Raw genomic sequence first — 11428 nt, forward strand, 5'->3', positions numbered from 1 at the left:
ATCATCATCTCCTCTGCATTTCCGGTGACATCAGGAGCAGCGCCAGCGCCTGCTGCCGCGACTCCGCACGCTCGATGGTTCGCCGCGTCTCGATCGAGGCCGCATCGGCGGCCGCGAACTCCAGCAGGTCGAGCGGATCGATGTTGTTGCCGAGCCGCGCGCCCATCTGCGCGGCGATATCGAGCCTGAGCTTCATCCCTTCCGGCGCAGCCCAAGCCGCGCTGGTGTCCGGGAAACCGTTTGGCCCTGCCGGCGACCACAACGGCTGGCCCAGCAGATTGAGATTGTTGAGGTAGGCGCCGGGATCCTCCGGCACGCGCGCGAGCAGCCGGCCGCTCGCGACGAGGAAGTCGTAAGGGCTGCGCATCTTGGTCAGCGGCGCTTTCCAGGCCTCGTCGGAATCGACCAGCGTGGTCGCCATCGTTTTGAGGTCGCCCTCGGTCTTGACGAAGACATCGCGCAGGCGCGCGACCAGAGCTGGAGGCGGATCGTCGGCGACGAAATGACGGACGAATTTGGTCGCGATGAAGTTCGCGGTCGACGGATGCCGCGCGATGTCGGCGAGCGCGGCTTCGCCTTGCGCCAGCCCCGTCGGCTCGTAGGTCTTTCCGAGCAGCATCTGCGGACCGGGCTGGTGCGCATTGGCGTTGAATGCAAAGGAGCCGGGGGGCCCGAGCTGGCCCTGCCGTCCGGCGAAGGTCCAGCCCGTGATGATGCGTGCGAGCGAGGTGACGTCGTCTTGCGTGTAGCCCCCACCGACGCCGAGCGTATGCAGCTCCATGATCTCGCGCGCGAGATTTTCGTTCAGCCCGCGCTTGCGGTTCTGCCCTGCGCGAGAATCCGGGCCGAGCGATTGCTGGTTGTCGAGGAAGAACAGCATGGCCGGATGCTGCTCGACAGCCTTGAGCATGTCGGCGAAGCGCCCGAGCACGTGCGGCCTGATCGCCTCGCGCTCGAACGCGCCGGCCCAGATCCGCGCCAGCTCGCCCTTGCTCGCGGAGATGCAGAAATGGTTGGACCAGAACGCGACGAGGCGCTCGGTGAAGCCGCAGGTGGCCAGGGTCGCGCGCTGCAGCCGCGCCAGCGCTTCAGTGCGGAAGGTCTTTTGAATCACATTGAGCGGTTGCGGCGCGGGCTTTGCGGCCGGCGGAGCGCCCGGCTGCATCGTCTCGGGCTTCGCCATGCTCTCGGCGGGCTTGGCCTCCGTCATCTGGCCGGCGATCTCCGTCGCGGCCGTATTCAGCGAGAGATTGCGGCGGAGCCCGGGCTTCGGCTCGGCCGGCGCCGGCGTGTCGGCAGGTGCGGCAGCCTTCGCCGCCTCGCGCGCCTGCTTGACCTGGTCCTGATAGGCGAACACGGCCTGCCCGAGTTGCTGCGTCGATTGCAGGCCGGGCGCCTCCAGCAGCACGCCGCTCGCACGCGCGAGCTCCGCCTTCACGAAACCGCGCGGATCGGAGGCGGCGTTAATCAGATCGCCCGAAGCGCCGCCGCGCGCGCCGAAGCCAAAACGGTTGAGCGCAACGAGCGCGGCTTGCGAATCGCGGGCCATCGATTTGTCCTTGACGTGCCGGGAGCCGCTTTCCGAGTCCGCGCGCGACGCCTAATATACCGCAACGACCGATGAACCCGACATGAAAATCACGGCGAAGCTTCGACGCAAATCATGACAAATCCGCAAGAAACCTCGGCCCCGGAACCGCGCCGCCTGACCTGCTCACGCTGCGGCACCGAGTTCGGCTGCGATCTCTCGGGCAATTGCTGGTGCGCGGAGGAAACAGCAAAGCTGCCCATGCCGGTCGCGGGCGAGGACTGCTTGTGCCGCGGGTGTTTGCGCAAGGCAGCGGAGGCAGCCCGTGGCCCGGATGGAGCGCAAGCGTAATCCGGGAATCCTCCACGGGCACCGGCCCCGGATTTCGCTGCGCTCCATCCGGGCTACGAAGTTTACACCTCAAACCCCGGCGATCGCCTTGCCATGCCGTCGAACGCATCGAGCAGCTTCTCGCGCCACGCGTAAACCGGATCGTCCGCTTCCAGCAGCTTGAACGGGCTCACCACGCGCGCCCATTGGAAGCCGCCGAACACGATGTAGTCGGCGTAGTTCGGCGCCTCGCCGCCGAGATAGGGCTGCTTCTTCAGCGTCTGCCGCATCACCTCGAGCGATTTGCGGAACGTGACCACGCCGGTGTCGCGGCTCGCCATCACCTGCTCCATCGTCTTGCCGCCGAAGCGCGCCTCGCGCGACTGGCGGAAATAGGCGGCGTCGACCTCGCCGAGATTCTTCGGGATGTCGGCGACGATCAGCGGAAAGATGCCGCCGACAATGGCGATGTCGCCCCATGCGTTGATCATGCGCGCCATGGCGCGGCCACCCTCGCCGCCGAACAGCGACGTACGGTTCGGGAAATTGTCCTCGAGATAAGTCGCGATCGTCCAGGAATCGACCACCGGCTTGCCGTCATGCAGCAGCACCGGGACCTTCTCCGAGCCGTGCGGCGCAAGCGCGCTCTTCTCGGTGAAGCGCCAGGGCAGCGATTCCGCCGACAGGCTCTTGTGCGCCAGCGCCATCCGCGTGCGCCAGCAATACGGGCTGAACGGGCGCGAGGGGTCGGTGCCGACGAGTTCGTAGAGTTTGAGTGACATGGTCTATCCATCATTCCGAGCACAGCGAAGCAATCCAGTCTGCCGCCGCGAAAGACATTCTGGATTGCTTCGCTTGCGCTCGCAATGACGATGTGGAGGCAGAATTGCGCGTCACCGCCCGTTCGCGCGCAACAGCTTCTCGCCGCCTTCCGTCACCGCAATGACCAGGCCGAGGCCTGCAATTGTCTCGCGCGCGACATAGCCGCGATCCGCGGCGTCTTCCCAGATGGTGAGGCGCGGGCACGAGGTCTTCCAGGTCGAAATCACCTCGGCATAGGCGCGCGGCTCGCGCGCGACCCATTCGACGAAGTCCAGCACCAGCGGATCGGCAGTCTCGCTCATTGCAAACCTCCCTTGTCGAAGGCGGCCAGCACCGGCGCACGCAGCAACAGCCAGCCGCCATAGGCGATGTAATAGCAGGCGATGGTGGTGATCAGCTTGTTCGACCAGGCGATGAATTGCTGGTCGGTCATGGCCTCCAGGATGCGCCGCGCCAGCGTGGTGCCGAGCATCGAAGCCGCGATGGCGACGCCGGCGAGCACGGGATCGAGGCTCGCGGCCTGGTCGATGATGCCACCGAAATAGATCAGCTTGGTGAAATGACTGACGAGCTGGCACATCGCCTTGGTCGCCACCTTCTCGCGCCGGCCGAAATTGCCGCCGAGGAAGAAGGTATCGAGCAACGGGCCGGAGACGCCGGTCATCAGCATCAGGCCCATGCAGATCGTGCCGTAGACCGTGCCCTGCCAGAGTCGGTCGGGATCGGGCTTGATGTTGACGGGCAACAGCCGCGCCATGAACGGGGTGATGCCGAGCAGCAGCAGCGCCATCGGCTTGTCGGGCACGTAGCGCGTGAGCGACCAGGCCGAGAGCGCAATGGCCGCGCCGACCATGTAGTTCGCGACCGGCCGCCAGCGGATATGGGCCCGCCACAGAAACGCGCGCCAACCGTTCGAGGCCATCTGCGTGATCGCATGCAGCACCATCGCGGCCGGCAGCGGCATCAGGGCGAGCAGCACGCCGATCAGGATCAGCCCGCCCGCCATGCCGAAAAGCCCCGACAGGAAGGCGGTGGCGACCATCAGCATTCCGAGGGCAGCGATCAAGATGGGCGTCACGTCGGCAAATCTCCTAAATCGGCGCGTATAGTCAGGGAGGCACGCTGTCTCACTCCCTCGCCCCGCTTGCGGGGAGAGGCGAAGGGGAGCGTGCCTCGCTTGCCTCGTCTTCGCAAACTGAGTTATCTTGGCCTTGCATCAGCTTTCCTGAGGGTGGGACATTTTGCGGCGGCTGCTGTTTCTCAACGGCATCAAGGCATTCGAGGCGGCGGCGCGGACCGGCAGCTTTGCCGCGGCCGGGCTCGAGCTGAACGTGTCGGCGGCCGCGGTCAGCCGCATGGTGCATCTGCTGGAAGAGCGGCTCGGCGTCGCGCTGTTCGAGCGCAAGGCCAACAAGCTGGTGCTGACGCAGGCCGGCCGTGCCTATCAGAGCGGGCTGACGCCGATCTTCGACGCGCTGGCCAGCCTCACCGCGCAGGTGACGGCGCCGGCAAGCGTGCGCGTGCTCACCATCGGCGTCGGCCACACCTTTGCGATGCGCTGGCTGATCCCGCGCCTGTCGGAGTTTCGCAGCGAGGAACCCGACATCGAGGTGCGCTTCACCACCGGCGGCGCATCGGTGCCGTTCGGCGAGGACTGGAGCTGCGGCATCAAGCTCGGCACCGGCGACTGGCCCGGCCTCGTCGCCGAGCCGCTATTCGCCGGCGATCTCACCCCGGTCTGCGTGCCGCGCCTCGCGAGCGGGCTGAAGCGCCCGGCCGACCTCAAGGGCCCCAGCCTGATCCGCGTCGAACATTCGCCCGAGGACTGGCCGATCTGGCTGAAGGCCGCAAACCTGCCCCGCATCAATCCGCGCGGACCTGAGTTCCAGTTCTACGGCCAGGCGCTGCAGGCCGCGGCCGACGGGCTCGGCATCGCCATGGGCATCCGCCCCTATATCGACGACGACCTCGCCGCCGGCCGGCTGGTCGCCCCGTTCGATCTCTCCGTGCCCAAGGGCATGCGCTGGTACCTGCTCTATCGCAGCTTCCAGACCGAGCAGCGCGACTTCGCCGCGTTCCGCCGCTGGATCATGCGCGCAGCGGCGGAACCCGCGGCCCGGCCCGTGAAGCGGATCGGCCGGACGGCCGCGCGGAACTGACGCCCGAAGGCAAAAAAGCCGGCCGCTTGTGAACGGCTTCACATCCCGAAATCCGCAAACGTGGTCGCCTGACTCTCCAACAAGACACGTACGGAACACTTCGGGGACGACCATGACGACGCTCTACGACGGTTTTGACATTGAATCCTTCGAGGCCGGCAAAGGCCTCTGGCACGCCCGCATCCGCCGCGCCGATCTCAGCCCGCTCGCCATCGACGGCGTGCTGTTTCCGGCCATGGAGGTCGGTTTCGCCTGGCCCGATCAGAACGCTGCGATCGCCGACGCCAAGCACCACATCGACCGCTTCCGCCGGCGCACCGACAGCGACGACGAATAAGCGGGCGGGACGACCAGCCAACCAGGGACAGCGCAGCGCAAAGGGGGACAAGCCGGTCATGTCAGTCATCGAATTCGAAGACGCGCCGCGGCCGAGGATCTACACCCGCGCCGTGCTGTCCAACTGCCCGGAATGCAACGGCGATCTCGCGGTGCTCCGCGTGATCGGCGGGCGCGCCGGATGCGAGTACTGGACCATGCGCTGCACCGATTGCGGCGGCATCCATCTCGACATCCTCGAGCCCTATCAGGCCGACGAGAACGACGAAGGTCCGCTGCCTGCGGCGTGAGGCCCTACCCTGCTGCCAACCTGCTGTCAGCAGCCTGCATAGCGGGCGGCATTCGCCCTTTATTGCGAGGCTGACTCGTCCCATATTCGCCTCATGGCGAAGAAACCAGCATCCTCCGACAAATCCGGCAAAACCCCGAAAACCAAGACCCCGAACTCGAAGGCGCACCGCCCTGACGTGCAGCCGATCGGGCCGGCTCTGGCCGAGCTGCTCAATCCCGCGATCAATCGCGGCGATGCCGGGCTGGGATCGGGCACCGGCTTGCAGCCGCCGCCGGACAATTCGCGCGACCGCCGCGCCGGGGGCGAGGCCGCCGCGCATCGCGCGCGGGCTTCGACGCCGAAGGAATTTCCGCAGGACAACACCAGACCGATGCCGCTGCGCCCCAACCCGCAGCCGCCGGGCGCCCGTGCCTCGACCGAGGGTTTTGACGAGGCCCCGCAAGCCAATTACGGCACCGCCGCCACGATCCCGACGCTCGATCCGGAACTGGCGCGGCAACTTGGATTGCCTACCGAGGAGGACGATGCCGAGGCGCTGGCGCGTCCGCCGCGCAGCAAGATGGAGGCGCTCGGCGTCAAGGCGACCGCCGATGCGCTGGAATCGCTGATCCGCGAGGGCCGGCCCGAGTTCCGCAAGGACGACGGCTCGACGAAAGTGTGGACGCCACACCGGCCGCCGCGCCCGGAAAAGTCCGAAGGCGGCGTGCGCTTCGAGATTAAATCGTCCTACGAGCCGCGCGGCGACCAGCCGACCGCGATCGCCGAGCTGGTCGAGGGCATCAATCGCAACGACCGTTCGCAAGTGCTGCTGGGCGTCACCGGCTCGGGCAAGACCTACACCATGGCACAGGTGATCGAGAAGACGCAGCGCCCCGCCCTGATCCTGGCGCCGAACAAGACGCTCGCCGCCCAGCTCTATGGCGAGTTCAAGAACTTCTTCCCCGACAACGCGGTCGAGTATTTTGTCAGTTATTACGACTACTATCAGCCAGAGGCGTATGTCCCTCGCACGGACACCTACATAGAAAAGGACTCCTCGATCAACGAGCAGATCGACCGCATGCGCCACTCGGCGACGCGCGCGCTGCTCGAACGCGACGACGTCATCATCGTCGCCTCAGTGTCCTGCATCTACGGTATCGGCTCGGTTGAGACCTACACCGCGATGACCTTCGCCCTGAAGAAGGGCGAGCGCATCGACCAGCGCCAGCTCATCGCCGACCTCGTCGCGCTGCAATACAAGCGCACCCAGGCCGATTTCACCCGCGGCACCTTTCGCGTGCGCGGCGACGTCATCGACATCTTCCCGGCGCACTATGAGGACCGGGCCTGGCGGGTGAATTTGTTCGGCGACACCATCGAGACCATCGAGGAATTCGATCCGCTCACCGGCCACAAGCAGGACGAGCTCGAATTCATCAAGATGTACGCCAATTCGCACTATGTGACGCCGCGCCCGACGCTGGTGCAGGCGATCAAGTCGATCAAATCAGAGCTGAAGCAGCGGCTCGACCAGCTCAACAACCAGGGCCGCCTGCTGGAAGCGCAGCGGCTGGAGCAGCGCACCACCTTCGACCTCGAGATGATGGAGGCGACGGGAAGCTGCGCCGGCATCGAGAACTATTCGCGCTACCTCACCGGGCGCCGTCCCGGCGAGCCGCCGCCGACGCTGTTCGAATACGTCCCCGACAACGCGCTGATCTTCGCCGACGAAAGCCACGTCACCATCCCGCAGATCGGCGCCATGTTCCGCGGCGACTTCCGCCGCAAGGCGACGCTGGCCGAATACGGCTTCCGCCTGCCCTCCTGCATGGACAACCGCCCGCTCCGCTTCGAGGAATGGGACATGATGCGACCGCAGACCATCGCGGTGTCGGCGACGCCAAGCGCCTGGGAGCTGAACGAGAGCGGCGGCGTGTTCGTCGAGCAGGTCATTCGCCCCACGGGACTGATCGATCCGCCGGTCGATATCCGCCCGGCCCGGACCCAGGTCGACGACCTCGTCGGCGAGGTCCGCGCCACCGCGCAGGCCGGTTATCGCTCGCTGATCACCGTGCTGACTAAGCGCATGGCGGAGGACCTCACGGAATATCTGCATGAGCAGGGCATTCGCGTCCGCTACATGCACAGCGATATCGACACCATCGAGCGCATCGAGATCATCCGCGATTTGCGTCTCGGCGCGTTCGACGCGCTGGTCGGCATCAATTTGTTGCGCGAAGGCCTCGACATTCCCGAATGCGCGCTGGTCGCCATTCTCGATGCCGACAAGGAAGGTTTTTTGCGCAGCGAGACCTCGCTGATCCAGACCATCGGCCGCGCCGCGCGCAACGTCGACGGCAAGGTGATCCTCTACGCCGACCAGATGACGGGCTCGATGGAGCGCGCCATCGCCGAGACCAACCGGCGCCGCGAGAAGCAGGTCGAGTACAACAATGCCAACGGCATCACGCCGGAGAGCGTGAAGAAGCAGATCGGCGACATCCTCAATTCCGTCTACGAGCGCGACCACGTGCTGGTCGAGGTCGGCGGCCACGACATGACCGACGACGTCATCTCGATCGGACACAATTTCGAAGCCGTGCTCGCCGATCTCGAAACGCGGATGCGCGAGGCCGCCGCCGACCTGAACTTCGAGGAAGCCGCGCGCCTGCGCGACGAAGTCAAGCGCCTGCGCGCGACGGAGCTTGCGGTGGTGGACGATCCCACTGCCAAGCAGCGCGTTGTGCAGGGCAAGGCGGGAGCTTATGCCGGCAGCAAGAAATACGGCGATGCCGCGAATTTGCCGGTCAGCGCCATGAAGAAGAAAACAGTTAGCTCCGCCCTGAAGGCGAGCGGCGGCGGCAGCGGCTCGAAGGTGCACAAACCGCATCTCGATGAGATGCACGGCCCGGAATCCCTGCCCTACCGCGAGAAGCAGACGCTGCCGGCCAAGCCGTTCGGAAGTACGAGCCGGATCATCCAGCCGACGGATTCACGGCAGTCGGGGCCGGAGTTCGGGCCGGCGCCGAAGTCGACGGGTGGGATGCCGGGGCGACGGGGCGGGTGGAAGAAGAGGTAGGACGTCCGCACGTCGTGGCTATGGATTGTCAGTTGCGCAATTGCGCGTCTGGCCCCACCGCTTGGCGGCGCCACGGACGTCTCTCTCACCCCGCGATCGTCGCCAGCAACGACAGCAGCAGCACTGAGGCCATGAGCTGCATCGACGTCGCGGGCTTGGCCCGCCAATGGGCGATCTTTTCGGAGAAGGACAGGCCGGCGTCGAAGAACCCGGCTTCGTAGCCGCTCCTCAGCTTCGGGAATGCCGAGGCGGCCGCGATGACGAGGATGCTGTAGAAGACCGACGCCAGCGCGATGGTGAGCGCGTGGCTGCCGCCGTGATCATGACCCAGCAGCTTCACCATCAGCGATGCCGCGGCGAAGATCGGAAAGCCCTGCAGGATGGTGGTGAGAGCGAAGCCTTCGAGCCAGTTCAAGGGGGCGGGCTTCGATATGGTGACGAACGGCATGATGCTCACCCCACGCTCGCCGTCACCACCGCCATCACCGACAGCAGCAGCACGATGGTGACGAGCTGGAGCGAGGCGACGGGGTGGGTGCGCCAGGCCGTGATCTTGTCGGACAGCGACAGATGGACCTCGAAGAATTTCGGCTCGTAGATTGTCTTGAAGAACGCCGGGAAGCTGGGACCGAAGGTCACGGCGAGCATAGCGTGGGCGAGCGAGGCGATGGCGACGAAGATGGCGACGCCGGGGTCACCGGAGAGATCGTGGTTGCCGGCGAGCTTGAGCAGGAAGGCGGCGGCGGCGAAGGTCGGGAAGCTCTGCAGGATCGCGGTCAGCGCGAGGCCTTCGATCGCGTTGTGCAGGCGGGACTTTCTGGCAGTGGCGATGGTGGCCATGGCACGTCTCCCTGATGACATTGGGATGACGATAGCCGCAGGGTGAGGCCCGGGATGTGAGTTGGCTCACGCATTGGCCCCTCTCCGCGGGGGGCTGCGTCAGAGCTGGCGGAAGAACACGAGGTAGATGGCAAGGCCGATCGTCGAGAACGACAGCAGGACGCCGAGCCAATTGTATTTGACGCCCTGCGCGTGGGACGCATTTCTGATGAAAGCGCTGAAGAAGCACAGGAACAGGATTGCGAGGACGACACCCCACGAGAGCTTCCCGACGTCCATTGTCCCCTCGCCTGGCTCAACTCTAGCGCTAGCGACTGGAATTTACCATCAGGGCATGCCGGGTCAAAGAGGGATCGGGCGAGGTTTTCCGCGGTGTTACAGCTTCCCCTGGCCGTTCATCTGGCTCTGCTGCTGCCGCTGCTTCTCCTGTTCCTTGGCGTGGTGGCGGCCGTAGAGGCAGCCGGCGGCGGCGCCGAGCACGCCGTGATGGCCGGCATAGTGGCCTTCGACCCCGCCGACGATGGCGCCCTTGATGCAGCCCTTGGCATTGGCGGCCGAGCTGGCGCCCAGCATGAGCAGCGCGGCGGTCACGGTGAGAAGCGTGGATTTCATCGGTGGAAGTCTCCTGATGCGATGCCGGCATCTCAACGAGCAGCGGCAGGTCCGGGTTCCCTTGCGCTGCGCGCCGGCCGATGGGCGCGCGGCGCCATCAGGGCAGCCGGGGTCGCTCGAATTCTGGCAGGCGAACAGGCGCGCAACCCGCAATTGCACCCCCATGAACCGGGCATTGCGCCCGCGCGTCCTAAGCTGCAAGCACCCTGTGTTTTTGCGGATTGATGGATCCGCGAGGCCGGCGGTAGCGTTCACCATCACGGCCGACGAGGGCGGGAGCAGCATGATAGTTGAATCGCTGAACAGGCAACGCGTGCTGCATCTGCTCGATACCTTCGCGCGTGGCGACATCGAGGCCGCGCTGGCCTGCTGCACCGACGACGTCGACTTTCTCACCCATGCGCCGATCGACGTGCTGCCGCACATGGTGCCGCGCCACGGCAAGGCCGAGCTGCGCGAGCTCTGGCAGACGATCTGGTCGCGCTATTCTGAGGTCCGCTACAAGGCGCCGCATATCGTCGCCGAGGGCGACGCGGTGGCGACCTACATGCACACCTATTTCACCAAGCGCAGCAACGACCGCATCGTGCAATTCGACATGGCCGTGTTCTACACCTTCCGCGGCGGACTGGTGGCGGAGATCCGCGAGATCATCGATTCCTACGATCTAGTGCAGCAGGTGCTCGAGCGCGAGATCGGGCCGTTGATCACCAGCGCGCGGGCGGATTGATTCTTCCCATCCTTCCTGGAACCCGCCCTTGACCCGGGAGATTACGGGGTTCTATTGCGAATCTCACATTTCGCCATCAATTGTGCATTGCGAAAACGTGAATTGCGTTTTGGCCGAAATCCCCTACTTTGTTCGTATACAAACGAGTTGAGCCCCGGCACCTGACTGTGCATGGGGTTGTTTTCCGTTTCTTTCGCAAGTCAGCTTCAGGATTGCCAAAAATGACAGAGCACAGCCTCTGGCGTTTCTCGCGCGCGTTGCACCGCGCGATCAACGACCGGCATTTCGCGGATATCGAGGCCCTGATCGACGAGGACGTCGAGTGGGCACTCTACGGCCCGATCGACATGTTTCCGTTTCTCGGCGCGCGCCAGGGCAAGGACGCCGTGCTCGACGTCATCCGCCAGCTCGCCGACAATTTCCAGGTTCGCCGCTTCGACCGCGAGAGCATCATGCTCGGCGTCGATTCCGCCGCCTCGATGGTGCGCTATTCGCTGACGGCACTGGATTCCCACAAGCCGATCAGCCTGCGGGTCGCGCAGTTCGCCCAGTTCAGGGCCGGCAAGCTGGTCAGCATGCGCGTCCTGATCGACACCTTCGATCTGGTCGAGCAGGCACTCGGCCGCACCATTCATCTGCCGAAGATGACCAGCGTCGGCTGACCGAATACCAACGGGCCCCAATCCGGGACCGATGACGATGCCGGCTGCGACGTCCT

The 11428-nt window shown here is 65.4% G+C and carries 15 protein-coding genes; 7 read left to right on the forward strand and 8 right to left on the reverse strand.

Annotated elements, in window-relative coordinates:
• Nucleotides 1–4: 4 nt before the first annotated feature.
• On the reverse strand, nucleotides 5–1549 hold the full coding sequence (locus SE92_RS18385; RefSeq protein ID WP_063197211.1) for a DUF1800 domain-containing protein: 1545 nt from the start codon (nucleotides 1547–1549) through the stop codon (nucleotides 5–7).
• A gap of 114 nt (nucleotides 1550–1663) precedes the next feature.
• On the opposite strand from SE92_RS18385, the gene SE92_RS37155 reads away from it, so the two are divergent.
• Nucleotides 1664–1879 carry a hypothetical protein gene (locus tag SE92_RS37155; protein ID WP_084251844.1) on the forward strand — a complete coding sequence of 72 codons (216 nt, stop codon included), beginning with the start codon at nucleotides 1664–1666 and terminating at the stop codon, nucleotides 1877–1879.
• A gap of 62 nt (nucleotides 1880–1941) precedes the next feature.
• Here SE92_RS37155 and SE92_RS18390 read toward each other — a convergent pair whose 3' ends face one another.
• The 3 genes from SE92_RS18390 to SE92_RS18400 form a co-directional block, all read right to left on the reverse strand.
• Nucleotides 1942–2640: a glutathione S-transferase family protein gene (locus SE92_RS18390; protein ID WP_063197213.1), complete on the reverse strand. Its 699-nt coding sequence runs from the start codon at nucleotides 2638–2640 to the stop codon at nucleotides 1942–1944.
• A 111-nt stretch (nucleotides 2641–2751) separates the two neighbouring features.
• A complete protein-coding gene (locus SE92_RS18395) occupies nucleotides 2752–2982 on the reverse strand; it encodes a hypothetical protein (RefSeq protein WP_063197215.1) in 231 nt (76 codons plus the stop codon).
• Nucleotides 2979–3758: a sulfite exporter TauE/SafE family protein gene (locus SE92_RS18400; RefSeq protein ID WP_063197217.1), complete on the reverse strand. Its 780-nt coding sequence runs from the start codon at nucleotides 3756–3758 to the stop codon at nucleotides 2979–2981. Before SE92_RS18400 ends, SE92_RS18395 begins: the two co-directional genes overlap by 4 nt.
• A 163-nt stretch (nucleotides 3759–3921) precedes the next feature.
• On the opposite strand from SE92_RS18400, the gene SE92_RS18405 reads away from it, so the two are divergent.
• From SE92_RS18405 to uvrB, 4 genes are all read left to right on the forward strand, one after another.
• Nucleotides 3922–4839, forward strand: coding sequence for a LysR substrate-binding domain-containing protein (locus SE92_RS18405; protein WP_063197219.1), 918 nt, complete (start codon nucleotides 3922–3924; stop codon nucleotides 4837–4839).
• Nucleotides 4840–4951: 112 nt separating this feature from the next.
• The gene (locus SE92_RS18410; protein ID WP_028134417.1) at nucleotides 4952–5176 is read left to right on the forward strand and encodes a hypothetical protein; all 225 of its coding nucleotides are present in this window, start codon (nucleotides 4952–4954) and stop codon (nucleotides 5174–5176) included.
• 58 nt (nucleotides 5177–5234) lie between these two features.
• Nucleotides 5235–5465, forward strand: coding sequence for a hypothetical protein (locus tag SE92_RS18415; protein ID WP_063197220.1), 231 nt, complete (start codon nucleotides 5235–5237; stop codon nucleotides 5463–5465).
• Between the two features lie 93 nt (nucleotides 5466–5558).
• On the forward strand, nucleotides 5559–8528 hold the full coding sequence (gene uvrB, locus SE92_RS18420) for an excinuclease ABC subunit UvrB (protein WP_084251845.1): 2970 nt from the start codon (nucleotides 5559–5561) through the stop codon (nucleotides 8526–8528).
• A gap of 85 nt (nucleotides 8529–8613) precedes the next feature.
• Here the strand turns inward: uvrB and SE92_RS18425 are convergent, their stop codons facing one another.
• From SE92_RS18425 to SE92_RS18440, 4 genes are all read right to left on the reverse strand, one after another.
• Nucleotides 8614–8976 carry a hypothetical protein gene (locus SE92_RS18425; protein WP_063203618.1) on the reverse strand — a complete coding sequence of 121 codons (363 nt, stop codon included), beginning with the start codon at nucleotides 8974–8976 and terminating at the stop codon, nucleotides 8614–8616.
• Nucleotides 8977–8981: 5 nt separating this feature from the next.
• Nucleotides 8982–9368 carry a hypothetical protein gene (locus tag SE92_RS18430; RefSeq protein WP_063197222.1) on the reverse strand — a complete coding sequence of 129 codons (387 nt, stop codon included), beginning with the start codon at nucleotides 9366–9368 and terminating at the stop codon, nucleotides 8982–8984.
• A 99-nt stretch (nucleotides 9369–9467) separates the two neighbouring features.
• On the reverse strand, nucleotides 9468–9647 hold the full coding sequence (locus SE92_RS18435) for a hypothetical protein (protein WP_063197224.1): 180 nt from the start codon (nucleotides 9645–9647) through the stop codon (nucleotides 9468–9470).
• A gap of 96 nt (nucleotides 9648–9743) precedes the next feature.
• Nucleotides 9744–9980: a hypothetical protein gene (locus tag SE92_RS18440; protein WP_063197226.1), complete on the reverse strand. Its 237-nt coding sequence runs from the start codon at nucleotides 9978–9980 to the stop codon at nucleotides 9744–9746.
• Nucleotides 9981–10263: 283 nt separating this feature from the next.
• On the opposite strand from SE92_RS18440, the gene SE92_RS18445 reads away from it, so the two are divergent.
• Nucleotides 10264–10710, forward strand: a complete 447-nt coding sequence (locus SE92_RS18445; RefSeq protein WP_063197228.1) for a nuclear transport factor 2 family protein — start codon at nucleotides 10264–10266, stop codon at nucleotides 10708–10710.
• A gap of 221 nt (nucleotides 10711–10931) precedes the next feature.
• Nucleotides 10932–11372 carry a nuclear transport factor 2 family protein gene (locus SE92_RS18450; RefSeq protein ID WP_063197230.1) on the forward strand — a complete coding sequence of 147 codons (441 nt, stop codon included), beginning with the start codon at nucleotides 10932–10934 and terminating at the stop codon, nucleotides 11370–11372.
• Nucleotides 11373–11428: the final 56 nt, after the last annotated feature.

It is taken from the genome of Bradyrhizobium sp. AT1 (genome assembly GCF_001590795.1).
GTDB lineage: Bacteria > Pseudomonadota > Alphaproteobacteria > Rhizobiales > Xanthobacteraceae > Bradyrhizobium.

Bases quoted from the DNA above. Each gene is read 5' to 3' on its own strand.
- SE92_RS18385 (WP_063197211.1), bottom strand. From the start codon at position 1,549: ATGGCCCGCGATTCGCAAGCCGCGCTCGTTGCGCTCAACCGTTTTGGC.
- SE92_RS37155 (WP_084251844.1), top strand. From the start codon at position 1,664: ATGACAAATCCGCAAGAAACCTCGGCCCCGGAACCGCGCCGCCTGACC.
- SE92_RS18390 (WP_063197213.1), bottom strand. From the start codon at position 2,640: ATGTCACTCAAACTCTACGAACTCGTCGGCACCGACCCCTCGCGCCCG.
- SE92_RS18395 (WP_063197215.1), bottom strand. From the start codon at position 2,982: ATGAGCGAGACTGCCGATCCGCTGGTGCTGGACTTCGTCGAATGGGTC.
- SE92_RS18410 (WP_028134417.1), top strand. From the start codon at position 4,952: ATGACGACGCTCTACGACGGTTTTGACATTGAATCCTTCGAGGCCGGC.
- SE92_RS18415 (WP_063197220.1), top strand. From the start codon at position 5,235: ATGTCAGTCATCGAATTCGAAGACGCGCCGCGGCCGAGGATCTACACC.
- uvrB (WP_084251845.1), top strand. From the start codon at position 5,559: ATGGCGAAGAAACCAGCATCCTCCGACAAATCCGGCAAAACCCCGAAA.
- SE92_RS18425 (WP_063203618.1), bottom strand. From the start codon at position 8,976: ATGCCGTTCGTCACCATATCGAAGCCCGCCCCCTTGAACTGGCTCGAA.
- SE92_RS18430 (WP_063197222.1), bottom strand. From the start codon at position 9,368: ATGGCCACCATCGCCACTGCCAGAAAGTCCCGCCTGCACAACGCGATC.
- SE92_RS18435 (WP_063197224.1), bottom strand. From the start codon at position 9,647: ATGGACGTCGGGAAGCTCTCGTGGGGTGTCGTCCTCGCAATCCTGTTC.
- SE92_RS18440 (WP_063197226.1), bottom strand. From the start codon at position 9,980: ATGAAATCCACGCTTCTCACCGTGACCGCCGCGCTGCTCATGCTGGGC.
- SE92_RS18445 (WP_063197228.1), top strand. From the start codon at position 10,264: ATGATAGTTGAATCGCTGAACAGGCAACGCGTGCTGCATCTGCTCGAT.
- SE92_RS18450 (WP_063197230.1), top strand. From the start codon at position 10,932: ATGACAGAGCACAGCCTCTGGCGTTTCTCGCGCGCGTTGCACCGCGCG.